Genomic DNA, 23,690 nt, shown 5'->3' with positions numbered 1-23,690 from the left:
GAAAAAGTTTTGAAGTATTGAATAAGAGCTCGTGTATCCCGTTTAGGTAAAATATCCATGACAGAATGATTCCTCAAGTCGGTTATGATAACTTGATACATTTGCCCTTCAGCATTTCCTTTATATTCGTCAATACCTAGTACCGTAGGTAATTGCGCAGGCTTTGGAATAGCTAATTTGGAGCAATACCGAATGACTGTAGATACAGAAACATCACTGCGTTTAGCCATCTCAGTAAAGGACCCTTTTTCGCCAAGTTGCCTAAATAGATACGCCATATTAGATTTACTTAATCGCAAATAACGGCTAACAAAAGGGTTCTTTTCTATGAAAGTATGATTACATTCCTGACATTTGTAACGTCTTTGTAAGTAGGTTGCAGTCACTGTATGATGCTGCATAGCGCCAAATTTAACGTCTCTAGAGCGTTTACCTTTAGACTTTCTAGTACTCGCTCCACAATGTGGACACACTTGCTCAGCTACCGGCATCTCTAGTGTAAAATGAACAGAACCATCCTCATTTACTCTTGTATGTTTAATATATTCTTCTTTAATTTTAAAGATAATTTCTGTATAATTAACTGTAGACATATATGACTCACCCTTTCTTAATTGTGTGGTTACTGTTATGATATGGTTTGAGTTTGTATATGTCTATTTTATTGCAAAAAAAGAATGTTGGCGACTACTCTTATATGAGTAGCCCCAACATTTATTATAGAGTCATAAAAAAGACAGTTCTATTTTCATAGAACTGTGCTTTTCATTTTGTAGATACAGTAACTTGCACTCTCAAACGTACCCGAGAGCTTCTACGCTTTCTATACGATGATATGCTATTCCACAAACGTCCCTAGAATAACATGTTTATCCTACCAATTGGATTTTCCTTCATTGAACATTTCAAATGCATGTGCAATTTGGCGTCTCAATTTTAATCGTTGTGAATCACTTAATACATATTCTACACCATTGTGTGCAATTCGACCATTTTTTACAATGCTACTCAAGTCATAAAGAATTTCTCTGGCCATGCTTGCATTGCCAGCTAATTCATCAATCGTCACATCATAATAATTAGCCAATCGCTTTAAGGTTTCCAAATCAGGCTCCCGATATCCTGTTTCGTAATTCGACAGGGCAGCATTACTAATGCCAATATCACGAGCCACGTCTAGTTGACTCCGCCCAATCCGTTTACGGGCATGTCTTAAATTTTCACCTAATGCCATTGTATCACCCCTTATACTACGTGAATCTATAGTATAAATAACCTATCCCTATTATAGCATGAGATACAATAGATTTGCTATAGAAAACCACTGTTTCACATCTCACGAATTGTGTATCTCTCTATGTTTTTTAGCACTTTTGAATTGTATTACACGAATTGAATTATTTACCCCAACTGCGCATGTATATTTTTGATTGTTTTTAATCAAATATGATGGGTTTTATCCTGTTACAATCATTTTATTAGTAAATCGCTCATATTATTCATGAGCATGCTCTGGCGGTGGTAATTGTTCAACCTGGAACACCTTTCCGATCGTTTCAATTTTCCCAGGGATATACTCAACAATTTGAGTCATTAGTACATATAATAATCGTGGATCAAAGTTAGCGTTAGCGCTTTGATTAATACAATCCAAATACACACTATCATCATCTTCTTCGATATAGTATTTAAAGCTTTTATATGTACTATTTTCACGATTGATAAAAGTTAAAATATCTTGGCGGTTATCCTTATTCACAACTCCTGCCCCAATCAATAAGCGAATGGTAGCATAAATTGTATCATCTAATAATAAAAAGACTGGAATATCTCCTAGATCTGTTTGTACATAAGAGCGAAATACCACTGTGTGGTCTTCGTCTCCCACTTCACGTTTCTCAAAACATGTTAATTTTTCTTCAGTGAGAAATTGCTCAAATACTCTAGCTTTTTCATTCATAGATATCACCTCGTTAAAAAAGGGCATTGCTTGTCACAATGCCCATATAAATTGATTTTTAATAAATCTTAACCTTTTTTAGATTTTGTGGTCTTACGCGGTTTGTTATTTTTTTTAGTTTCTTCTACTGTTTCAGCCTCTTGCTCGCTAACTGTTTCTACCTTTACACTTTCCACAGCTGCAATAATACGCGTCAAATCTTTTTGCGTATGTGGATACAGTACTTCAAAGATAGTATACGCTACTAGCGCTGGCTCAAAGTTATCACCGCTCATCAAGCTTACATCCAAAATAATGGCTTCATAACCATCTTCTTCCATTAAATAGTGTTTAAAACATTTAAATTCACTATTTAATTGATTCAACACATCTAGTGTTGCTTTTCGTTGTTCCGAAGTCAAACGACCACTTGCAACCTCTAAACGCACAAATCCAAATGGTGTATCATCTAACACAACGAATAATGGGAAAACAATATCATTATATTCCACTGTAGCATCAAATACTACTGTATTATATGGGTCATTTTCAATCTCACGAAGAGTAAAAAGATTTGTTAGTTCATTTTCTACAATAAACTGTTGAAACAATTCTGCTTTTTTATTCACGGTCTTATCTCCATATTCATATATTCAAATTAAAACTCATTACCACAATGATACCATAAAAGCGCATTCTATTTCAATCATTATTAATTTTCATCTTCTACATAAATGCAATGATCATTTTCAAAGCGTGCAATACGTACTAAGGAGTGCACATCATAGCCTGCTTTTTCTAATCGCTCACGACCAGGTTGGAAGGATTTTTCAATAACAATCGCAATCCCTTCTACTGTATCTCCTGCACCTTCTACCAATTTTGCTAACCCCATAGCCGCTTCACCACTAGCTAAGAAATCATCAATAATTAATACTTTTTCACCAGAAGGCAAGAATTTTTTAGAAATAGTTACATCATAATTTTCTTCTTTTGTATAGGAGTAGACTACAGAATGGTACACATCTTCGGTCATCAAAATAGATTTTTTCTTACGTGCAAATACCAAAGGAACATCTAATTCAATGGCTACTTGTAAAGCAATCGCAATTCCAGATGCTTCAATTGTCACAATACGTTCTATACCACGACCTTCAAATTGTTTAGCAATCTCTTTACCAATTTGAACAAACAATTTAGGATCAATTTGATGGTTTAAAAATCCATCTACTTTTAACACTCGATTGTTCAATACAATACCTTCTGCATCAATACGTTGTTTTAATAATTCCACAATGATTCTCCTTATTGTTTTCTGTCTTTCAATATATTTATAAATTGCGAAACGCCTTCTGTTAATGCATCCATCCTAGAACGTACCAGTACAATACGTCGTTCAGGAATCTGCAAATTCGTTTTTAGTTCTACTAACGAACCTTGTTTCAACTTATCCCTCGCAACCAATTCTGGCACCAAGGAAATCCCTAAATTAATCTCCACCAAATCTATAAGTACATCTAAACTACCTAACTCAAAAGCTGGGCTTGTACACCGATTATAGGTAACCGCATCGAAGAATGTTCGACTACTTGCCCCTGTAGTTAAGAGCAACAAAGGTTCCGCCATGATATCATCGATGGTCCAAAGCTTTGACTCATCTTGGTAAGCAGTGCCTCCTACAAATATATCTTGCATAGACTGTAAATCTATCACTTCTAGATGATTATTATCAAACAAATCATCATAAGCATGCACCACTGCAATTTGAGCTTCCCCAGATTCAATCATTTCCACGCACTCTCGTGAAGGCCGATTAGTCACACGTAAACTAATATCTAGTTTCTTTTCTTGCCAACTTTTGAAAGTAGGCAGCAAAAAATGTTTACTCAATGTATCTGTAGCTGCTAAATGCAAACTTTTATATTCCCTCGATAAACGTTCTTGTAACTTTACAATTCCATTATCTAAAATGGAAAAGGCTTCTACCGACGTTTCAAAGAGTTCTCGCCCCGCTTTCGTAAAGGCCACGGATTTTGTCGTCCTTTCAAATAAAGGAATACCTAAATCTTTTTCTAATTGCTTAATGCTCTGACTAATGGCCGATTGAGATACGCCATTCGCTTTCGCTGCTTTCGAGAACGATAAATGTAGCCCTACCCCCACAAAGGCGCGTAGTAACTCTGCTGATACAGACATAATAACCTCAATCTACTATGAATATAAGATACTTTCATCTTAACTTTTACTATTACATATACTTATAAGTTTACCTATATTTATTTCTATTGTCAAACTGCAAATAGAGTTATATCTATCTATTTCTATAAACCTGTACAAAATAGTTGCGTTCTAGCTTATAAACTAGTAATATATATCTGATAAGAAAATCTGGGGCATAACAATCCCCCGTATGTATGAAAGGAATTTAACTATGCATTGTGCGCAAAAATTGACTGATCATATTTATTGGATTGGTAGCAACGATTGGAGTACAGAACGTTTTGAGAACTTATTTCCAATTCCAAATGGAGTAAGCTACAATTCCTATTTTATTGATGATGAAAAAACATGTATTGTAGACTCTGTAGATAATAGCATTCGTCAGGAGTTCTTTGACAATGTAGAACATTTATTACATGGTCGTGAGTTAGATTATCTAATTGTAAACCACATGGAACCAGACCATTGTGCAACATTAGTCGAATTACTAGACCGCTACCCAAATGTTAAAATGGTAGGTAACAAAACTACTTTCCGTTTCTTTGAACAATTCTATGGTCGCCCAGCTCCTGACAACTACTACGAAGTAAAAGAAGGAGACACTATCGATCTTGGTCATCATAAGCTTCACAGCTATACCATGCCAATGGTTCACTGGCCAGAAGTAACTTGTACTTACGAAGCAACGACTGGCACATTTTTCTCTGCTGATGCATTTGGTACCTTCGGCACTATCAACGGTAACATCTTCGCTGATCAATTAGATTTTGATCGTGTATACGAAGATGAAGCTCGTCGTTATTACACTAATATCGTTGGCAAATATGGTGCTCAAGTACAGAATGCATTAAAAAAAGCATCTGCTTTAGATATAAAAATTATCGCACCACTTCATGGACCAATTTGGAGAACTCCTGAGACTATCTCTTACATACTTAATAAGTATATGCACTGGAGCACATACAACGCAGAGAAAAAGGGGGTTGTCATCGCCTTCGGTTCCATGTATGGAAACACAGCTGACATGGCACAACAATTAGCCAAATTATTATCTTTACGTGGTGTAACAGATATCCGTATTTATGATGTATCTAAAACAAATCCCTCCTACATCATCTCTGATGCATGGAAATATAGCCATTTAGTATGTATGGCACCAACCTACAACTTAGGCTTATACTTAACTATGGAAAATTTATTACATGAATTACATGCATTAAACTTCCATAACCATAAAGTTTCTATCGTAGGTAACCATTCTTGGGCGTCTGGTGCAATGAAACGCATGGTTGAATACTTTACAAATGAGTTTAAAAATATGGAAGTCGTTGGTACTCCACTAGATATTAAAGGTGCATTGCACGAAGCACAATTACCACTATTCGAAGAATTAGCTGATGCTATCGTTGCTTCCCTAAACGAAACAGATATTAAAACTTTATAAGCAATAAAAGCGACTCTACATAGTAGGGTCGCTCTTAAGTTATAACACAAAATGAGCTGGTATGAAAGGAATTCCCCATCATACCAGCTCATCTTTATATACTATACAGCTTATTATCTAGTCCAAAGCGTTAGTCTCCATCAATTATGCACATATATCTCTCTACAGTAAAGATAGCCATATCTCATAGATACTACTACACTGCTATCGATTATTGCGTTCTAACATGCGTATCCCTTTAGGTCTTTCTAAAATCATAGACCATACCATCCCATGTCTAGCAGCTACTCGTAAGGATTCTTTTCTAGAAGTAGCCAAGTAACTAAACCCTACTTTTCGGACCGATTCAACAGGAGTCCTTGCGGAAACCTGTTGTATGCTCTCTGCTCTTTCAGGGACTTCAACACGCATTCCCTCTATATCATATTCAGATGAAGCTACCGGTTTTTCATAACTATTTAGATCCACCGGATTACTTACACTCACAGTCCGTTCAGAGGTATTACCCACCGTTACATCAGGCTCTACTTTCACAGGTTCTTCAGGATTCCGCGAAAGTGTAATCCCATAGTATTCTTCCATTTCTTCCCAAGTCATATCCTTGTTAGGAACCGGCTTTTGTGGAGACTCTTCGTTGGATTTTCCCTTTTTAAAAATAAAGGACCCTAAGATAATCAGAATGAGTATCCCTATTTCCATAATCGGATACCTCCTCTACTTATTCATGTGTGCCTTTGCCGTCGATGGTAGATGGATATTCACCTTCAGAAATACTTTCACGCATTTTGGTATCCGCCATAATATTGTTCATGGAATAGTAGTCCATCACGCCTAAATTACCTTCACGCAATGCTTGAGACAAGGCTTTTGGCACTTCTGCTTGAGCTTCTACTACTTTTGCTTGCATTTCTTGTGTATGAGCACGCATTTCTTGTTCTTGCGCCACAGCCATAGCACGACGTTTTTCCGCTTGCGCTTGGGCAATTTTTTTATCCGCTTCCGCTTGATCTGTCATCAATTGGGCGCCAATATTACGTCCTACGTCTACATCGGCGATGTCAATGGATAAGATTTCAAAGGCTGTGCCCGCATCTAAACCTTTATTCAATACAGTACGAGAAATGTGATCCGGATTTTCCAATACGTCTGTGTGTTCTTCAGAAGAACCTACTGTAGTAACGATACCTTCCCCAACACGAGCAATGATTGTGGCTTCCCCTGCACCACCGACTAACCGGTCAATATTAGCACGTACGGTAACGCGAGCACGAACTTTTAGTTCAATACCATTTTTAGCTACTGCAGAAATAATCGGTGTTTCAATGACCTTTGGATTCACCGACATTTGTACTGCTTCTAATACATCACGACCTGCCAAATCGATGGCTGCCGAGCGTTCAAAAGTCAGTTCCATCGTAGCACGTTCCGCTGCAATCAATGCATCGACTACGCGATCTACGTCGCCACCTGCTAAATAATGGGCTTCTAATTGGTCTACCGTCACATCTAATCCCGCTTTATTGGCTTTCACCAGAGGGAGCACGATTTGAGACGGAGATACACGACGAAGGCGCATACCAATGAGGGTCATAATGCTGACATTCACACCTGCTGCTAGGGCAGACACCCAAAGTCCTAAAGGGACAAAATGTAAAAATAGAGAAATACCGATGATGAGAATAATCGGAAAAATAATGAATCCCACAGTTCCAATAATTGTTTCCATAGTGCCTCCTATCTTTCTGTAGCTCTCACTACAATACGACCGCCTGTAACAGATACAATAGTTACCTCTGTACCAGGTTCATAAAATTCGCCATCAGTCACGGCATCGAGAAAGCTTCCTTCTACCACGATAGTTCCTGATGGTCGCAATACTGTTTTCGTATATCCAATCTTGCCTAACCAACGATTAGGATCCGGATGACTTGCGTAACCTTTTTCTTTAGTAGATTGCAAGCGCAATGTCAATCGTTCTCCTAAATAGGTCTTAGGAAATACGGAAATAATCCACCATAACAATAGTACACCTAGCACTGAAAGTACTGTGACAGTGAATATCGCCATGGGTCCTCCACCCATCCAATCATAGACACCCCAGAGAAAAAGCAATAACCCTGCTAGTCCAAAGATGCCAAACCCTGGTATCATCATTTCGATGAGGAGCAAAATAATACCACTTACTATAAGTTCTATCATAATCTCTCCTTTCTTCGTAAACACCTATATATTTGTATTATACCATACTCTTTATATAGATAAGATGAAATTTACCTACGTTCTACCTCTTAAGGACAAAAAAAGAGACCCTCCTCAGAGAGTCTCTTGGCTGTTTAGTGATTAAACGTCTTCGCGGTATGGAGCTTGACCGATTTCGTAGAAATCGTTTCCTTCACTATCGATAACAACGATTGCAGGGAAATCTTCTACAGTCAATTCTGCCAATGCTTCTGGACCTAAGTCAGCATACGCAATAACATCATATTTTTTAATGGATTTAGCAATTAATGCTGCTGCACCACCAACGGCTGCAAAGTAAGTTACGCCATTTTTCTTCATCGATTCGATAACTTCTGGTTTACGGGAACCTTTACCAATCATGCCTTTGATACCTTGATCAAGCATTGTTGGTGTATAAGCATCCATACGACCAGATGTTGTAGGGCCAGCGGAACCGATTGGATCTCCTGGTTTAGCAGGGCTTGGTCCTAAATAGTAAACGATTTTATCATGCCAATCAATTGGTAACTCTTCGCCGCGGGCTAATGCTTCAGTCATTGCTTTATGAGCAGCGTCACGAGCACTATAGATTTTACCAGAGATAAGAACCATATCACCAGCTTTTAATTTACGAGATTGTTCTTCAGTTAAAGGTGTTTGAATACGAATTTGTTCTGCCATGGTTATTCCCCCTCTTAAACTTCACCGTGAGCATGACGGCTAGCGTGGCAGCAGATAGTTACTGCTACAGGAAGACCAGCGATATGTGTTGCTGCCCACTCAATATTAACGGAAACTGCTGTTGTAGTACCACCTAATTGAGGTCCGATACCAGTTTTGTTAACCATTGCATTGATTTCTTCTTCCAATTTTGCATATTCAGGATGTGCATTACGCACTTCTACAGAGCGAAGAAGCGCTTTTTTGGAAAGGAATGCTGCGTAGTCCATAGTACCACCGATACCAATACCTAGTACCATTGGAGGGCATGGGTTAGGGCCAGCTTTTTTAACGATTTCAAGAACTGCTTTTTTAACGCCTTCAACGCCATCAGCAGGAACCAACATTTTTACACCAGATTTGTTTTCAGAACCAAATCCTTTTAACTCTACATTAATGTCAACTTTGTCGCCTGGAACGATTTTAGTATACACAACAGCTGGAGTATTGTTTTTAGTGTTTACGCGGTTGAACAAAGGTTCAGCTACTACGGATTTACGAAGATATCCATCAATATAACCTTTTGCTACACCAGCTTGAACAGCCTCTTCAAGATTTCCACCTTCAAAGTGTACATCTTGACCAACTTCTAAGAATACGATTGTAAGACCAGTATCTTGGCAGATTGGACGATCTTCAGCATCAGCGATTTCCGCATTTTTAATGATTTGATCCAACACACCTTTACCTACTGGAGATTTCTCACACTCATAGCCTTTTTTCAATGCATTATACATATCTTTTGGAAGATGATATGCTGCATTCATACATAATTCTGCTACCTTTTCTGTTACTTTTTCAACGTGAATGTTACGCAAAGTAATCCCTCCTCAACTTAAAACAGAGACCTTTCTCTTGTGTATTATTGTATCACCATTGCCTTACCTTTTTCAATTCCCTAAGAATAGGTACTATAACTGTTTATTATGATAGAATTTATTATCATTTAATGGTAAATGCATATAGTTCTCTATTTCTAAGGTATTCCAAAATCTTATGATTGATTTTCTATATGGACAAATATCCACCCTTTATAAACCATTTAAAATACACATATATTTAATCTTATCAATACATTATTTCCTACTAAACACTACTATATTCATATACAACTACACCTTTAAAAATTGAAAAACTCTCTCATTAATTTATAATGGGAGAGTTTTATTTGCACTATTTTATATATTTTCTTATGAAAACAGTACTACCTATGATTTATTGATATAACAAATATAGGTCATTTCCATCTATACCTGTAATATTTGTTATAGACAATTACACTGATTATAGGTCAGCTGCTTCAATCCATTCTTGTAACTCTTCTTCACCACCCATGATATCTTCATCATAAGCTCCTGCTAATTCTGGGTAGCGGCATACTTCGATAGTATACAGTATTGCTTCATCTCGTCCATTACGGAATGTACCGATCCATACTCCGCGAATAGTAGATTCATACCATTCCACAGGTTGATCAGTATCTTTTAGATGTATTGTTACATCTCCACGACCTAGTGTTTCTAACACTTCCACTTGCTCTTCCATAGTGAGCCCTGTATTTTCCACATAAATTGTATAGGTTTCACCAGTTTTACGCAACTGCTGCAAAGCGTTTTTTAATTCTTGAAATACCGCTTTTACACGGCCAAATTCATTCTGCATAGAAACTCCTTATCAAATCATTATAGTTTCATAGTCTCTAGAGTCTTACTCTTTTTCCGTATTCACTAGGCTAGCTGTGATGTTCCAATTAGATAGAACGGATAGTACACGTTCTTTCACTTCTGCTACCACAGCTTGTGTAGAATTACTTAGGGTAAGCCCTAATTCCAAGCTTTCAGGTTCTACACCGATGACAACCGCATCCTCTAAAGGATCTTCTTGTAAGGCACGAATGCGCAAAATATCTTGCATTCCTACCTCATGAACAGAGATAGCATCTGTAAAATAGTGATTCATTTCCTCATGAGGGAACTCGTATACTGTACCTGGTGCCTCACCACCATTGATAGCATCTACTAATAATAATTTTGTCATTCCTCGCATATAGGTAAGAAGCTCCATGCCCATGGTTCCCCCATCCAAAATGGTAATAGGAGGATTAAATACGTAATCCTCCCGTAATTGGTTCACCACATGGACACCGAATCCCTCATCAGTAAGCAAAATATTGCCTACCCCTAATAGTACGATAGGATTACTTTTTATTTGGTCCATATAAATCCTCTATATCTTCTGGATCTGTAGGATAAAATTTCATGCCTGAAACCATACTAGATACTTCTCCAGATTCTTCCATAACATCTTCGCGGAATGCCATGTACACATGGACAATTGTAAACAACAAAAATCCCCAAGCAATATAATGGTGAATAATATGCACTTCATACTCCGTAAACAATAAATTCACAGGGTTAAAAATTTGTGCAATCCACGTATTAGGATACACTTGTGCAAACATAGCAAGGCCTGTGCATATTTCGAGGAACAGCATCACATATACCCCTAAATAACTAGTACGAGCCATAGAATTACGCAAGAAACGATGCTCTCGTTGTTGTGGTAACATTAGATAGTGCTTAATTGTATCCCATAGACCAATCCAATACGACTTCTTATGAAATCTAGGAAACAATCTATCACCACGATATCGAATTCCACCATAAATACGGAATATAAGTGCAGCAATTAGTATAAATGCTGCGATAAAGTGAATTTTGCGAATCATCTCCATAGAAAACCAACCGCCTACCGCAATGGTGGGTTCTACACTGCCTGGAGTCGCTTGAAATCCCGGATTACCGATATAAAGACCTGTCCAGAATAGGGCTGTTACACAAAGCACCATAGTCCAATGAAATATACGGAGCCATAAACTAAACACACGATAAGGCTTTTTATTTAATGGTAACATAGACAGCCTCCTCCCTATTTACATAGGGCATCTGTATTAACAGATACTATTTTTTCACCTTTTTTATTGTACAAGTGTGTAGCACATGCCAAACAAGGGTCAAATGAATGTATACCTTTTAAAATTTCTAATGGTTTGTCCGCCACTTTTACTTTTGTGTCTATCATATTAGATTCGTATGCACCATGTTCCCCTGCAATCGTTTTAGGGCATGCATTCCAAGTTGTTGGTACAATACATTGATAGTTATCAATACGGCCTTCTTTGATGACGCACCAATGTCCTAAACCACCACGTGGCGCATCTAATAAACCGACACCTTTTGCTTCTTTTGGCCAAGAATTAGGATCAAACTTTGTAGTATCTGCTACTACTGTATCCCCAGTCTTAATATTCTCGACTAGACGATTATAGAAATGTTGGCTTAAATTAGCAGCCACTTGTGCATCTAAGCCTCGAGCCGCAGTACGCCCCACAGTAGAACACATCCATACATGAGCCAGTACCCCTAATACCTTGGATACAGCCTCAATTTGTTCTACCATCATTTTTTCAGCCCATGTAGGGTCTTTGATAACACCTTGTTTCACTTTCACATAGACAACGATATATTTTGCCAATGGACCCACTTCACAAGCTTTTCCTTTAAATGTAGGAGATTTAATCCAGGAGTATTTTTTCTCTTCATCCAAAAATTCCCACTGTTTATTAGTTCCTGTTTTAGGACCTGTGAAAGCTGCTTTTGTCACCCCTTCTAGAGGATGCAACGTAGTTGTACCATTTGGATATTCAAACCAGGAGTGGTTAATTTCTTCTGATAAGAAATCAGGGTTCATCAAATCTTCCCCTTCTAAGGCAGTGAAAGTCGCTTTTTCCCAACCGAGTTCAAAGTTTTCTACTACACCATTGGCACGAACGAGAGCTTTTTTGAAGTAATCCCCATTACTGATACCGCTGAATGTGTCATCTGGATAACCACCATAGGCTAAGACGCGTTTTTTTGCCAATCCGCCACCATCAACCATGCCGGCTTTTACATATAGATGACCAATAGCTAGCAAATCTGGTAAATAAAAATAATTCACTAAATCTTTTGCCAAGGAAATGGATTCATCTACGCTTGCTAAACGGGCAGCATTCACAGGCGCATTCATATCATCCATGGAAATAGCGCAAGGCATACCACCTACGATGTAATGAGGATGTGGGTTTTTACCACCGAAAATAACATGTGGTGTCACAATATCACGTTGACGATCCAAGATTGTCAAATAGTGAGAAATCGCCATTAAATGCACTTCAGGAGGTAATAATTGATAGTCTGGATGATCCCACCATTGTGCAGAGAAAATACCTAACTGACCACTTTCTACAATTTTTTTCACTTTTGTTTGGATAGCTGCATAATACGTTGCATTTCCTTTTGGGAATTCTTTAGGGTACGCAGATGAAGCGGATTCCAATTCTGTTGGTTGTAAGCCACTCACATTATACGTATCCAATACTTGTTGTTGCAATTCTGCAGTTTTCTTAGGGTCAGCTTTCAAAGCTTCTACTGGACTTACCCAGTCAAGAGCATGCAAATGATAGAAGTGCACAATATGATCATGTGTATCTAAACAACTATGCATGATGTTTCGAATGTAGTTTGCATTCTTAGGAATTTGAATTCCTAGTGCATCTTCTACTGCACGAAGAGATGCCAAGGCATGTGTCGATGTACACACACCACATATACGTTGTACGAAAGCCCACACATCTCGAGGGTCACGATTTTTTGCTACTAGTTCAATACCACGCCAAGCTGTACCACTAGATAAAGCATCTTGCACTTTACCTGTAGACTCATCTACACTTACTTCAACACGTAAATGACCTTCAATACGGGTCACTGGATCTACTACAACTCGTTTCATTATTGGTCACTACCTTTCTGTTCTTCTTGCTCAGCCAAATATTTCTTTTCTTCTTGAATAGAATCATATTTATGTTTTGCTAATGTAATACCACCATGAGCCACTACAGCACCAAATGCGCCGAATCCAGCCACTGTACCTAATGTATCCACATCAGTGATGGTATTTGGTGTATGAATATGAGGTAGTCGTTGGTAAAAGTTGTCGTTATCCCAGAATCCTTTTTCAGAACAACCAATACAACCATGTCCAGATTGAATTGGGTAGGATAATCCATTCCACCAACGCAAGTTGCCACAAGAGTTATAGGTTTCTGGTCCACGGCAACCTACTTTGTACAAGCACCAACCTGCTTTAGATGCATCATCATCAAAATGTTCCACAAACAATCCAGAGTCAAAAAAAGGACGACGATAACAAGTATCATGAATACGGTTACCATAGAATTGTTTAGGTCTTCCTGCAGCATCAAGAGGTGGAATTTGTCCAAATAAAGCATAATGCATAATAACGCCAGTCATAACCTCTGGAATTGGAGGGCAGCCAGGCACTTTAATAATTTTTTTGCCTTTTACGATAGAAGAAACAGATACTGTATTTGTCGGATTTGGTTTTGCTGCTTGAATACCACCCCAAGCTGCACAGGAACCATATTCAATAATGAAAGCTGCCCCTTCAGCACATTCTTTTAAGACGTCTACAAATGGCTTACCTCCCACTTGACAGTAGGATCCATTTTCGTCCAACGGAACACCACCTTCAACAGCCAATACATACTTACCTTTTTTACTTTCTAACAAGTGATGTAAATGATGTTCAAATGGTTCTCCCGATGCAGCCGCCAAAGTATCATCATACTCTAAGGCAATCATATTTAAAATCACATCAGATGCGAAAGGCGATGTAGACCGAATAAACGATTCGTCACATCCCGTACATTCATGTCCATGTAACCAAATTACCGTAGGCAATTCTTTTGTTTCCGCTGCCGCCACGACTTTATTTGTCAATGCTGGTGGTAACCCCAAAATAGCTGTCAAGGCTACACAGGATTTCATAAATGTACGTCGGCTTAATTTACGTTCTTGGAATAAGTTCCATAAACTGTTCAATGTTTCTTTCACACAAAAAGCCCCTTTCTCTTGCAATAACTTTATAGCAATTATATACATTGGTATATCACATATAGTATACCACGAAATACACCTCTTCTATAGAATATAAGTCACAATTTTAAAAGTTAGCTTATACCTTTTACTTATAATTTTAACAATTTGCGTACAGAAGCTGCTTTTTTATATCCTCCTACACGATCTTTTTCTTTCCCCTTTTTATAGCAAATAATTGTGGGAACTCCTTGTACATCTTCTTTTAACGCAATCTCTTTAGCATCATCAATATCAATAGAAATCATACGCGCCACACCTTGCAATTCATCATGTAACACATCTAGTTCTTCTTTCATGGATTGACAAGGAGAACACCACTCTGCAGTAAAGCAAGCTAAAACAATTTCATCATCACCTTTTACAATCGCTTTAAAATCTTCATAGTTCTTAATCGATTCTAATTTCATCACAATACCTCCTACAATAACAAAACCGCTCCGAAGAGCGGTTCTGAGCAAGCAATCAATAAGCCGAGTTCTGTCCTGCTTTCGCAGTGGCGATTATCTTTCTAGGCGTATAGTTACCTATACGCTCAAGCGGCACAACCCGAAAGGTAGGCGGGCAACCCTTAACCCTTTCCTATTCGGCCTTGCTCCGGATGGGGTTTACCGAGCATACATGTTACCATGTACCTGGTGCGCTCTTACCGCGACCGTTCCACCCTTACCACCCGTAGGTGGCGGTTTACTTTTCTGTGGCACTATTCCCTATGGTCACCCACGCCGGCCGTTAGCCGGCATCCTGCCCTATGGAGCTCGGACTTTCCTCAAGTCAATAGACTTGCAATCGCCTTTCATACTTACTGTTTAAGTCTAGCATAGACCTCACATACGGTCAATAGCTCTTCTCTTCATTATAACCGAAACAGCTTAGACGTCAAAGAAAAAATCTTTTTGTACTGCACTTTCTATGATTTCTACTTCTCCAGCAGTAAACGTACTTTCTATCATTCGTTTCAACAAGGTTTGGCTCATATATTCTGTGCCATAATGGCCCGCATCCACTACGGTAATTCCTAGTTCTTTTGCCAGTTGCATATCATGATATTTTACATCACCTGTAATATAGACATCTGCTTTCTGTTTGACGGCCACCTTGATAAACTCTGCTCCACTACCTGTGCATAGACCAATCCTCTGAATGAATGATTGTTTAGCTCCACCCCAACGCAACTGACTATGAGGGAATACAGATTGTAAAAGTTCTTTGAAATTCTCTATCGATACCGTTTGTGGCAAGTTACCAATGCGCCCGATATAGTGTGCATCATAGGCATTCTCTAAGGCCACTACATCATAGGCAATTTCCTCATAAGGATGGACTTTTTCCATCGCCGCTAGAACCCGGCCTAATAGTCTTTTAGGAACTACCGTTTCCACTCGTTCTTCCTGTACAGTTTCAATGGTTCCTGCGTGACCAATAAAAGGGTTGGTTCCTTCTAGCGGCAAGAATCTTCCTTCTCCTGGACAAGAAAAACTACAATGGCTGTAGGCACCAATATGACCTGCTCCCGCATCACCCATGGCTTGACGAAGTTGTTCACTATGCGTAGTAGGCACATACACAGCCACTTTATACGCTACATCACGACTTGTTTCTTCTAATCCTTGTACGTGTTGCAGTCCTAACCTAGTCGCTACTTCGTCATTGAGACCACCCGCTGTAACATCCAAATTGGTATGCGCACTATACACATTAATAGCATGGCATAATAGATCTTTAATCATCTTTCCTTGCATCGTATCCGTGTTGATAGACTTAATACCTTTAAAAATCATCGGATGATGTGTCACGATAGTATCCACGTGTCGGTCTATCGCTTCTAACACTACCTCAGGTGTCACATCTAGGGCTGTCAATACCCGTTTGACCGGTGAAGACATAGATCCTACTTGTAAACCACAATTATCCCAAGACTCTTGCAACTGCAATGGTGCTTGATTTTCAATCGCCGTAGCAATGTCTTTCATTGTAACCATATATACCTCCTATTCACTATCTCAAAGTATGCCCCAATCAAAGTGCCATATTCATCGATAATTAGATTTATTTTATAGTGAAAGTTTATCCATGCCTATGATAAAATATTTTGCAACTCTTGCACTTCTTGTTGCATCATTTCCATAGCATCATTAGACTTTGCTGTATCACGCATATGTTGTACGATAGATTGTAATGTCTTAATTCTACGCTGTATGTTTTGCCGCCAAATTTCAGATTGTTCTTGTTGTAACAAGGCTCCATATTCCCATAACATCGATTCTTTAGGCAGCTCATCATACACTGAAGGAACTCCTCGTTGTACTAACCACATATCATAATATTGGTTGCCCTCTACTAAGCATGTTTCCTTAACAATACCATACCCTTGGTCAACTAAAAATTGTTTCAACTCTCGTCGATGGCTTTGTGGCTGTAAAACATAAGTGTTTAACAATTCAGGACCTACCATAATAATATGTTGCATCAACTCTCCACCCATGCCACAAATGACAGCACAATCAACTTCTCCTGCTGTTGTAACAGCCAATCCATCTCCTAATCTGCATTCAATATAATTTTCTAATTTTTGTTCTTTCACGAATCTTTTAGCAGACTCTAATGGGCCTTGATTAACATCAATAGCAATGACTTGTGCCGTCACTTTTTCTTCTATACAAGCCACCGCTAAATACCCATGATCCGTTCCTACATCTGCCACTGTTTGGCACGGTGGAATCATATGTAATACTTGTTCTAATCGTTTTGAAAGTGCCATATCTTACAACTTCTCTTTCATTATACAATGAACCTCTATAGATAACAAAAAACCATCTCACAATGTGAGATGGTCTACTTATGGTGGGCCCACCTGGATTTGAACCAGGGACCGACCGGTTATGAGCCGGTTGCTCTACCCCTGAGCTATAGGCCCTCGTTTGGTGCGGATGATGGGACTTGAACCCATACGAGCGTACGCTCACCACCCCCTCAAGATGGCGTGTCTGCCATTCCACCACATCCGCATGAGGATATGTACATGGTGCCTCAGGGCAGAATCGAACTGCCGACACACGGATTTTCAGTCCGTTGCTCTACCGACTGAGCTACCGAGGCAAATATATATAAATATATAAGTGCGTCTAAAAATAGGTAAAAAAAATGGCGACCCCGATCGGATTTGAACCGACGATCTTCGCCGTGACAGGGCGACATGTTAACCGCTACACCACGGGGCCGTGTACTGAGTACTCATATACTATACCATAGGTACTACATCTTGGCAATACCTATGGCCAATTTCATATATTCCTAAAATGCATAGACATCCTTTTAATAGCAATTAGGTTTCCGATCATGGAACACATTGATTTTAGAACGAATATTTTTTACTGTATCTACATCGATAGTAACTATTTGTATTTGTGGTGTCTCATCACACTCTAACAACACTTCACCCCACGGGTCCACCACCATGGAATGACCTGCCATCGGTAATTTACCAATGGTTCCACAACCATTAGCACTACAAAAATACATTTGATTTTCTATAGCTCTCGCTTGATTCAATATACGCCAATGATGTAATCGCAACATCGGCCATTGAGCCGGTAAAAAGAATAGTTCTATTCCTTGTAATGCAGATTTACGAATTAACTCAGGAAAACGAATATCATAGCAAGTGGCACTAGAGCAGAGCACTTCATCTAACTCAAATTGATGCACATCAGTACCCGCTGTAAAATATTGATCTTCTTTAGCAGGACTAAAACCATGCATCTTATCATAGGTAGATAGCAATTCTCCTTTGCGGTTATATACATAGGTTCTATTGTAGATAGAATCCCTTTCTTTAACAGCTACTGAGCCGCCAAAGATATTCACATCTTCTGATTGTGCCAACTCACGCAACAGAGATTGTGAGCGTTGTCCTTCTTCATCCGCCAATGCCTGTAAGTCTGGGCCCGTCATAAATCCTGTATTCCATGTTTCTGGCAATACCACTACATCAACACCTTGCTTAGCAGCAGATCGCACCTTTGCTTCTAAGACATCAAAATTTCTATCCACTTGGCCAATCTCTGTAGCTAATTGAACAATACCTAATCGTAATTCTTTCATCGTTCCTCCTAGATATGCCATGCCATATGGTCTGTAAACTCATTTGGTTCTAATGGCAATGCATGGCGCCGTGGTACATAGGATTCTTTATCAAATCGATCCACCTTAGGCCGACGATAAATAATATGGTCAGGTTCCGTTTCAAAAATAATCACATTTTTCGGTACATCTCGTTTAATAACTAGATTACAGCCTATTTTCGACCCTTTTCCCACCGTAATATCACCTAGTACCTTTGTACCAGCTCCGATGAGTACATCATCTTCTACCGTGGGATGCCGTTTTATCTTACGAGAATCCATTCCCCCAAGGGTGACTCCATGAAAGAGTGTTACATTATCTCCTACAATAGCTGTCTCACCAATGACAACACCCATGCCATGATCGATAAATAAACCTTTACCAATTCGTGCTCCTGGGTGAATTTCTATACCCGTTACTCGACGTGCATGTAACGCCACTCGCCTCGCCAAAGTAAACCACCCGTTTCGATATAGACGATGAGCAAAAAAATGCCAAAATAAAGCTGTCATGTGAGGATACGTCCAAACTACCATCCACCAAGAAGTAGCCGCTGGATCAGATTGTAATACGCGCTGTATGTTATATCGAATAGAATTCCATACCTCTCTCATAAATACCTCCCTATACAGAGATAGCATGGCCTAGACCATGCTATCTTTCGTATCACAATCGATTAAGAATGAATCCAATCAACACTTTCAAATTGGATCATAGATAGATATTTTTCAACTCCATCTGGAGCTACTACCACAACATCTACATCTGGGAATTTACGACCGTATTGACGAGCCACTAAAATCGCTGCTGCTGAGGAAATACCAATACCTATACCAGTTTCACGCATGAAGTTACCTACCTCTTCAATAGCATCTTCATCGGTTACTGTTTGTACTTCATCCATCAAGGAAGAGTCAAAGTTTTCTGGAATGAAACCGGCACCAATACCTTGAATTTTATGAACTCCACCAGTACCACGTGAAATCACTGGAGATCCTTCTGGTTCTACGGCAACAGCTTTAATATACGGATGTTGCTCTTTCAAAGCTTTTGTTACCCCAGTGAACGTACCACCTGTACCAATACCTGCTACGAAAATACCTACATTAGGCACATCGCGCAAAATTTCTTTTGCCGTTGTTTCGTAATGCGCCGTTGGATTTGCAGGATTCACGAATTGACCTAGTGTTACTGCATTTGGATAGTTATCAAGAATTTCTTGCGCTTTTGCAAGAGCACCTTTCATGCCTAGTTCTTTTGGCGTCAAAATTAACTGCGCCCCATACGCTTTAATTAATTCACGTCGTTCTTTGCTCATGCTTTCTGGCATAATAATAATCGTTTTGATAGACAGCATAGCGCCGAGCATAGCCAAAGCAATACCTGTATTACCACTGGTAGCTTCTACGATAATAGTATCGTTTTTAATCAAGCCTTTTTCTTTTGCATCTTGCAACATGCCAAGAACAGCACGGTCTTTAACACTACCACCAGCATTATATTTTTCTAATTTTACATATACATTAGTATCTGGGATTCTGTAAATTGGTGTATTTCCAATTAAGTCAATTGCATTTTTTACGACAGCCATAATTATTCTCCTCTACTTAGACTTCACTATAAAACACTTAAATTTATTCCTATTGTATAAATAGGAATAAATTTTGTCAACCATATTTTTTCAAATTTCTAATTATTTCGACTGAAAGCCACCATGCCCCATACGAATACAATCTTCTTTCGTAATACGCACATTTGCCAGCAATCGCGGTGTAATCACATCAAAGGCGCTTGGGTTGTTGTACAATACACCTCCTGGCACTCCTAATACTGGGGTGTCATCTTCTAAATAGGCGATACATACCATAGAACCTGGTAACACTGGTAATCCATAAGTAACTATTTCTTTAGCACGACGTGCAATAGCTCCTGGTGTTAAATCATCTGGATCCACGCTCATACCTCCCGTACAGAATATAATCTCTGCTCCTTGGGATTTTACCTTATCAATAGCAGTCACAATTTTTTCTGTATCATCAGGTACGGTTTCATGAGCCACTAATTCTACTCCATAGTCTGCTACGCGGTCTTGGATAACTGCTGTGAAAGCATCTTGTATACGGCCTGCAAAGACTTCACTCCCCGTAGTAACAATCCCCATTTTCTTACGCACAAATGGATGCACCTGCAAGATAGAGTCTTTCCCTTTACGTAATCGTTTTGCTTCCTCTAATTGCCACGTTTCTAACAACAAGGGAATACATCGCATACCAGCCACAGGTTGCCCCTCTTTTACAGGTGTTCCGTGTAGCCGTGTGACGATGGTCAATTCTCCAATACTATTGATTTCATGAAGCCCTTCTACATCTACGGTCAATACACCGTCGTGATTCGCCAACGCTTCAATCTTACCTTGCTGTACTGGCGTAGGGCTGATAGATGGATGTTCGCAGAAATGATATAACTCTTCCGCTACTTGTTCCTCATGAATCAAATTATAGTCAGATTCTTCCATTACATAAATATGCTCTTTACCTAATTGCAACAATAATGCCACATCTTCTTCGCGTATAATATGTCCACGCTTAAACGGTGTATCTTTGACTTCTCCAATAACGATGCGCACAATATCGTGGCAAAGTGCTTGGCCTACCGCTGCTTTTACATGTATTTCTTTCATCGTTTATCCCCACATTCGTTTACCTATCGTGAAAGCTAACCCACATAAGCCATAACCGACTAATACTTGTCCACCCATGTAGGATATCATATGCCATAAACCTTTTTCTTGTAACATATATCCTTCAAAGATAAAGGTAGAAAAAGTTGTTAACCCACCTAAAAAACCTGTAATGCATAGTAGCTTTACTCCAGGCGACAAGTTCGGGTGCCCCTCTATATAAGACATCCCTAGGCCAATGAGACAGGAACCTATGATATTTACAAGCACTGTCCCCCATGGGTACAGACCACCTTTTATATACTGGCCAATGCCATACCGAGTGACGGCTCCTATAGCCCCGCCTAGAGCCACCGCTATATATCCATTCATAATTAAACTCCTTTGTCTTTATATTATACACTACCCCATACAGTTTATACACTACAGTGCTAGATTTTCTCTCTCGATTTACATATAAGATATAATAGTTACAAACTATATCCAGTGTAAGTACCACATCCTTCCTCTATATGTTGTCTTCATTCTTATTGGTAGTATCACTACTATACTATATAACTGAACTCTATTCATCAGTCTTCATCTTAGCCCGATTAATTACAATTTCCCATAGTCTTCATGGTGTCCGTTGAAACAAAAAGGACTGCCTATGTCTAAGCAGTCCTTTGTATATATTAGTTTCCTAAGTTTTTTACTAAGTCTTGACCCGCAATACCAGGGCGTGTCATTTCTTTTGGAGACAGGATATAATCCATTTCTTCTTTCGTCAACAAACCTTGCTCTAGAATAATTTCTTTTACGCTACGATCAGTTTCCAATGCTTCTTTCGCCAAAGCAGAGGCATTTTCATAACCGATATGTGGCAACAAGGCTGTTACGATACCCACAGAACGTTCTAACCAGTATTCACATTGTTCTTTATCTACTTCAAGATCAATCAACAATTTATCTACAAATGTGTTTACCGCATTTTTTAAATAGCACATGGAATTGAATAAGTTATAAGCAATCACTGGTTCCATTACATTCAACTCAAATTGTCCATTCTCTACGCCAAGGGTAATCGTCAAATCATTACCAATGACTTGGTAACAAGTTTGGTTTAATACTTCCGCGATAACTGGGTTCACTTTACCTGGCATGATGGAAGAACCTGGTTGACGTGGAGGTAATTTTAACTCACCGATACCACAACGAGGCCCAGATGCCATTAAACGGAAATCGTTAGCCATTTTAATCAATACTAGGGCTGTTACTTTCAATCCAGAAGAAATATCTGCAAATACGTCTGTATTGTTCGTCGCATCAATTAAGTTATCAGCAGTAATAAACGGCTCTCCTACAATGCGAGATAACTCATCTACAACAGCCTTGATATATGTAGGTTCTGCATTTAGTCCTGTACCAACAGCTGTAGCTCCCATATTCACAGTATGTGCTTCTAACATAGCCGATTTAATACGGCGAATACCACGACGCACACCAGATGCATAGGCCCCCATTTCTTGTCCCAATGTAATTGGCACCGCATCTTGCAAATGAGTACGACCCATTTTTAGAATTTCTTTGTACTCTTCTGCTTTTTTATCTAATTCATCTGCTAGTCGACGTAGGGCCATTAATAATGGTTTACTTTTCATAATCGCACATACTTTAATAGCTGTAGGGAATGTATCATTCGTAGATTGTGCCATATTGACATGATTATTAGGAGATACGATATCGTATTGACCTTTTTCATAGCCCAAAATTTCTAGAGCACGGTTCGCCAATACTTCGTTCATGTTCATATTGAAAGAAGTCCCTGCCCCTCCTTGAATAGGATCTACAGGGAATTGATCATTGAAATTACCACGTACTACTTCATCAGCAGCCCGGCTAATAGCTTGACCAATTTTTTCATCTAAACGGCCTGTACTCATATTGGCTAAGGCACAGGCCTTTTTAACCATGGCCATAGCTTTTACAAAGTCTAAATCAATTTTTTTGCCTGTAATAAAAAAGTTTTCAATACCACGCAATGTTTGTACACCATAGTACAACTCATCCGCTAATTCTAATTCACCCAGAAAATCATGTTCTTTTCTCATAATATACCTCATTTCATACAACATCATATGCATCTACTGAAATAGCTTTGTTTATATGATATACCTGTATTATATCATGCATTTTGTATACATAACAGTGACATACTTTCTAGTTACGAATAATAAAGCCTCCTGCATTTATACAAATGACTAAAACTCATGGTCATCATCATTTTCCCTCATTTTTATGTGTTTCTATAGACTATATAGAAATATGACATATCCAGCATATACCTGTATTAAAAGTAACTACACA

General features: G+C 38.9%; 26 protein-coding genes, 4 tRNA genes and 1 other RNA gene. 1 reads left to right on the top strand and 30 read right to left on the bottom strand.

Features of this window, described 5'->3' with window-relative positions:
• From EO117_RS02545 to EO117_RS02520, 6 genes are all read right to left on the bottom strand, one after another.
• Positions 1-593 (bottom strand): transposase family protein (locus tag EO117_RS02545; protein WP_164727468.1); only part of this gene is annotated, 593 nt, incomplete at its 3' end.
• Between the two features lie 281 nt (positions 594-874).
• Positions 875-1,234 (bottom strand): helix-turn-helix domain-containing protein, encoded by a 360-nt coding sequence (locus tag EO117_RS02540; RefSeq protein WP_009353094.1) that lies wholly within the window; start codon positions 1,232-1,234, stop codon positions 875-877.
• A gap of 261 nt (positions 1,235-1,495) precedes the next feature.
• Positions 1,496-1,960 (bottom strand): hypothetical protein, encoded by a 465-nt coding sequence (locus tag EO117_RS02535; protein WP_126938941.1) that lies wholly within the window; start codon positions 1,958-1,960, stop codon positions 1,496-1,498.
• Between the two features lie 68 nt (positions 1,961-2,028).
• A complete protein-coding gene (locus EO117_RS02530) occupies positions 2,029-2,568 on the bottom strand; it encodes a hypothetical protein (protein WP_126938940.1) in 540 nt (179 codons plus the stop codon).
• Between the two features lie 83 nt (positions 2,569-2,651).
• On the bottom strand, positions 2,652-3,233 hold the full coding sequence (locus EO117_RS02525; RefSeq protein ID WP_126938939.1) for a xanthine phosphoribosyltransferase: 582 nt from the start codon (positions 3,231-3,233) through the stop codon (positions 2,652-2,654).
• A gap of 11 nt (positions 3,234-3,244) precedes the next feature.
• The gene (locus tag EO117_RS02520) at positions 3,245-4,135 is read right to left on the bottom strand and encodes a LysR family transcriptional regulator (protein ID WP_126938938.1); all 891 of its coding nucleotides are present in this window, start codon (positions 4,133-4,135) and stop codon (positions 3,245-3,247) included.
• Positions 4,136-4,370: 235 nt separating this feature from the next.
• Here EO117_RS02520 and EO117_RS02515 point away from each other — a divergent pair, with 235 nt between their 5' ends.
• A complete protein-coding gene (locus EO117_RS02515; RefSeq protein WP_126938937.1) occupies positions 4,371-5,603 on the top strand; it encodes an FprA family A-type flavoprotein in 1,233 nt (410 codons plus the stop codon).
• Between the two features lie 204 nt (positions 5,604-5,807).
• Here EO117_RS02515 and EO117_RS02510 read toward each other — a convergent pair whose 3' ends face one another.
• The 24 genes from EO117_RS02510 to EO117_RS02395 form a co-directional block, all read right to left on the bottom strand.
• Complete coding sequence (locus EO117_RS02510) at positions 5,808-6,302, bottom strand: hypothetical protein (protein ID WP_126938936.1); 495 nt, start codon at positions 6,300-6,302, stop codon at positions 5,808-5,810.
• Between the two features lie 19 nt (positions 6,303-6,321).
• Positions 6,322-7,329 carry a flotillin-like protein FloA gene (gene floA, locus EO117_RS02505; protein ID WP_126938935.1) on the bottom strand — a complete coding sequence of 336 codons (1,008 nt, stop codon included), beginning with the start codon at positions 7,327-7,329 and terminating at the stop codon, positions 6,322-6,324.
• Between the two features lie 8 nt (positions 7,330-7,337).
• A complete protein-coding gene (locus EO117_RS02500; RefSeq protein ID WP_126938934.1) occupies positions 7,338-7,802 on the bottom strand; it encodes an NfeD family protein in 465 nt (154 codons plus the stop codon).
• 141 nt (positions 7,803-7,943) lie between these two features.
• Positions 7,944-8,504, bottom strand: a complete 561-nt coding sequence (locus EO117_RS02495) for a Fe-S-containing hydro-lyase (protein ID WP_126938933.1) — start codon at positions 8,502-8,504, stop codon at positions 7,944-7,946.
• A gap of 14 nt (positions 8,505-8,518) precedes the next feature.
• Entirely contained in the window at positions 8,519-9,361 is an 843-nt protein-coding gene (locus tag EO117_RS02490; protein WP_126938932.1) for a fumarate hydratase, read from the bottom strand.
• Between the two features lie 466 nt (positions 9,362-9,827).
• Positions 9,828-10,205: a hydrogenase expression/formation C-terminal domain-containing protein gene (locus EO117_RS02485; RefSeq protein ID WP_126938931.1), complete on the bottom strand. Its 378-nt coding sequence runs from the start codon at positions 10,203-10,205 to the stop codon at positions 9,828-9,830.
• 45 nt (positions 10,206-10,250) lie between these two features.
• Positions 10,251-10,760 (bottom strand): HyaD/HybD family hydrogenase maturation endopeptidase, encoded by a 510-nt coding sequence (locus EO117_RS02480; RefSeq protein ID WP_126938930.1) that lies wholly within the window; start codon positions 10,758-10,760, stop codon positions 10,251-10,253.
• Positions 10,741-11,457 (bottom strand): Ni/Fe-hydrogenase, b-type cytochrome subunit, encoded by a 717-nt coding sequence (cybH, locus tag EO117_RS02475; RefSeq protein WP_126938929.1) that lies wholly within the window; start codon positions 11,455-11,457, stop codon positions 10,741-10,743. Before cybH ends, EO117_RS02480 begins: the two co-directional genes overlap by 20 nt.
• 14 nt (positions 11,458-11,471) lie before the next feature.
• Entirely contained in the window at positions 11,472-13,373 is a 1,902-nt protein-coding gene (locus tag EO117_RS02470; protein ID WP_126938928.1) for a nickel-dependent hydrogenase large subunit, read from the bottom strand.
• A complete protein-coding gene (locus tag EO117_RS02465; RefSeq protein ID WP_126938927.1) occupies positions 13,373-14,497 on the bottom strand; it encodes a hydrogenase small subunit in 1,125 nt (374 codons plus the stop codon). Before EO117_RS02465 ends, EO117_RS02470 begins: the two co-directional genes overlap by 1 nt.
• A gap of 134 nt (positions 14,498-14,631) precedes the next feature.
• Entirely contained in the window at positions 14,632-14,949 is a 318-nt protein-coding gene (locus EO117_RS02460) for a co-chaperone YbbN (RefSeq protein ID WP_126938926.1), read from the bottom strand.
• A 43-nt stretch (positions 14,950-14,992) separates the two neighbouring features.
• An RNA gene (gene rnpB, locus EO117_RS02455) (RNase P RNA component class A) lies at positions 14,993-15,345 on the bottom strand.
• Between the two features lie 66 nt (positions 15,346-15,411).
• A complete protein-coding gene (locus EO117_RS02450; RefSeq protein ID WP_126938925.1) occupies positions 15,412-16,521 on the bottom strand; it encodes a Nif3-like dinuclear metal center hexameric protein in 1,110 nt (369 codons plus the stop codon).
• Between the two features lie 95 nt (positions 16,522-16,616).
• A complete protein-coding gene (locus EO117_RS02445) occupies positions 16,617-17,300 on the bottom strand; it encodes a class I SAM-dependent methyltransferase (protein WP_126938924.1) in 684 nt (227 codons plus the stop codon).
• Positions 17,301-17,381: 81 nt separating this feature from the next.
• Positions 17,382-17,456: transfer RNA gene (locus tag EO117_RS02440), tRNA-Ile, on the bottom strand.
• A gap of 5 nt (positions 17,457-17,461) precedes the next feature.
• Positions 17,462-17,547 (bottom strand) — tRNA-Leu (locus EO117_RS02435).
• A 15-nt stretch (positions 17,548-17,562) separates the two neighbouring features.
• Positions 17,563-17,638, bottom strand: a tRNA-Phe gene (locus tag EO117_RS02430).
• A 46-nt stretch (positions 17,639-17,684) separates the two neighbouring features.
• A tRNA-Asp gene (locus EO117_RS02425) sits at positions 17,685-17,760 on the bottom strand.
• Between the two features lie 94 nt (positions 17,761-17,854).
• The gene (locus tag EO117_RS02420) at positions 17,855-18,643 is read right to left on the bottom strand and encodes a carbon-nitrogen family hydrolase (RefSeq protein WP_126938923.1); all 789 of its coding nucleotides are present in this window, start codon (positions 18,641-18,643) and stop codon (positions 17,855-17,857) included.
• An 8-nt stretch (positions 18,644-18,651) separates the two neighbouring features.
• Positions 18,652-19,278 (bottom strand): serine O-acetyltransferase EpsC, encoded by a 627-nt coding sequence (gene epsC, locus EO117_RS02415; protein WP_126938922.1) that lies wholly within the window; start codon positions 19,276-19,278, stop codon positions 18,652-18,654.
• Positions 19,279-19,340: 62 nt separating this feature from the next.
• Positions 19,341-20,255 (bottom strand): PLP-dependent cysteine synthase family protein, encoded by a 915-nt coding sequence (locus EO117_RS02410; RefSeq protein WP_126938921.1) that lies wholly within the window; start codon positions 20,253-20,255, stop codon positions 19,341-19,343.
• A 102-nt stretch (positions 20,256-20,357) separates the two neighbouring features.
• Complete coding sequence (locus EO117_RS02405; RefSeq protein WP_126938920.1) at positions 20,358-21,344, bottom strand: molybdopterin-binding protein; 987 nt, start codon at positions 21,342-21,344, stop codon at positions 20,358-20,360.
• A gap of 3 nt (positions 21,345-21,347) precedes the next feature.
• A complete protein-coding gene (locus EO117_RS02400; protein WP_126938919.1) occupies positions 21,348-21,716 on the bottom strand; it encodes a CrcB family protein in 369 nt (122 codons plus the stop codon).
• 302 nt (positions 21,717-22,018) lie between these two features.
• A complete protein-coding gene (locus EO117_RS02395; protein ID WP_126938918.1) occupies positions 22,019-23,434 on the bottom strand; it encodes an aspartate ammonia-lyase in 1,416 nt (471 codons plus the stop codon).
• Between the last annotated feature and the right edge of the window lie 256 nt (positions 23,435-23,690).

The sequence above is a fragment of the Veillonella sp. VA142 genome, from assembly GCF_003992135.1.
Taxonomy (GTDB): Bacteria; Bacillota; Negativicutes; order Veillonellales; family Veillonellaceae; genus F0422.
This window is presented reverse-complemented; position numbering and strand designations above follow the sequence as displayed.

Excerpts from the sequence above, each read along its gene's own strand:
- EO117_RS02400 (WP_126938919.1), bottom strand. The coding sequence starts at position 21,716 with ATGAATGGATATATAGCGGTGGCTCTAGGCGGGGCTATAGGAGCCGTC.
- EO117_RS02450 (WP_126938925.1), bottom strand. The coding sequence starts at position 16,521 with ATGGTTACAATGAAAGACATTGCTACGGCGATTGAAAATCAAGCACCA.
- floA (WP_126938935.1), bottom strand. The coding sequence starts at position 7,329 with ATGGAAACAATTATTGGAACTGTGGGATTCATTATTTTTCCGATTATT.
- EO117_RS02520 (WP_126938938.1), bottom strand. The coding sequence starts at position 4,135 with ATGTCTGTATCAGCAGAGTTACTACGCGCCTTTGTGGGGGTAGGGCTA.
- EO117_RS02480 (WP_126938930.1), bottom strand. The coding sequence starts at position 10,760 with ATGGACCAAATAAAAAGTAATCCTATCGTACTATTAGGGGTAGGCAAT.
- EO117_RS02535 (WP_126938941.1), bottom strand. The coding sequence starts at position 1,960 with ATGAATGAAAAAGCTAGAGTATTTGAGCAATTTCTCACTGAAGAAAAA.
- EO117_RS02460 (WP_126938926.1), bottom strand. The coding sequence starts at position 14,949 with ATGAAATTAGAATCGATTAAGAACTATGAAGATTTTAAAGCGATTGTA.
- EO117_RS02495 (WP_126938933.1), bottom strand. The coding sequence starts at position 8,504 with ATGGCAGAACAAATTCGTATTCAAACACCTTTAACTGAAGAACAATCT.
- EO117_RS02485 (WP_126938931.1), bottom strand. The coding sequence starts at position 10,205 with ATGCAGAATGAATTTGGCCGTGTAAAAGCGGTATTTCAAGAATTAAAA.
- EO117_RS02470 (WP_126938928.1), bottom strand. The coding sequence starts at position 13,373 with ATGAAACGAGTTGTAGTAGATCCAGTGACCCGTATTGAAGGTCATTTA.
- EO117_RS02540 (WP_009353094.1), bottom strand. The coding sequence starts at position 1,234 with ATGGCATTAGGTGAAAATTTAAGACATGCCCGTAAACGGATTGGGCGG.
- EO117_RS02410 (WP_126938921.1), bottom strand. The coding sequence starts at position 20,255 with ATGGCTGTCGTAAAAAATGCAATTGACTTAATTGGAAATACACCAATT.
- EO117_RS02420 (WP_126938923.1), bottom strand. The coding sequence starts at position 18,643 with ATGAAAGAATTACGATTAGGTATTGTTCAATTAGCTACAGAGATTGGC.
- EO117_RS02395 (WP_126938918.1), bottom strand. The coding sequence starts at position 23,434 with ATGAGAAAAGAACATGATTTTCTGGGTGAATTAGAATTAGCGGATGAG.
- cybH (WP_126938929.1), bottom strand. The coding sequence starts at position 11,457 with ATGTTACCATTAAATAAAAAGCCTTATCGTGTGTTTAGTTTATGGCTC.
- EO117_RS02405 (WP_126938920.1), bottom strand. The coding sequence starts at position 21,344 with ATGAAAGAAATACATGTAAAAGCAGCGGTAGGCCAAGCACTTTGCCAC.
- EO117_RS02500 (WP_126938934.1), bottom strand. The coding sequence starts at position 7,802 with ATGATAGAACTTATAGTAAGTGGTATTATTTTGCTCCTCATCGAAATG.
- EO117_RS02445 (WP_126938924.1), bottom strand. The coding sequence starts at position 17,300 with ATGGCACTTTCAAAACGATTAGAACAAGTATTACATATGATTCCACCG.
- EO117_RS02515 (WP_126938937.1), top strand. The coding sequence starts at position 4,371 with ATGCATTGTGCGCAAAAATTGACTGATCATATTTATTGGATTGGTAGC.
- EO117_RS02510 (WP_126938936.1), bottom strand. The coding sequence starts at position 6,302 with ATGGAAATAGGGATACTCATTCTGATTATCTTAGGGTCCTTTATTTTT.
- epsC (WP_126938922.1), bottom strand. The coding sequence starts at position 19,278 with ATGAGAGAGGTATGGAATTCTATTCGATATAACATACAGCGCGTATTA.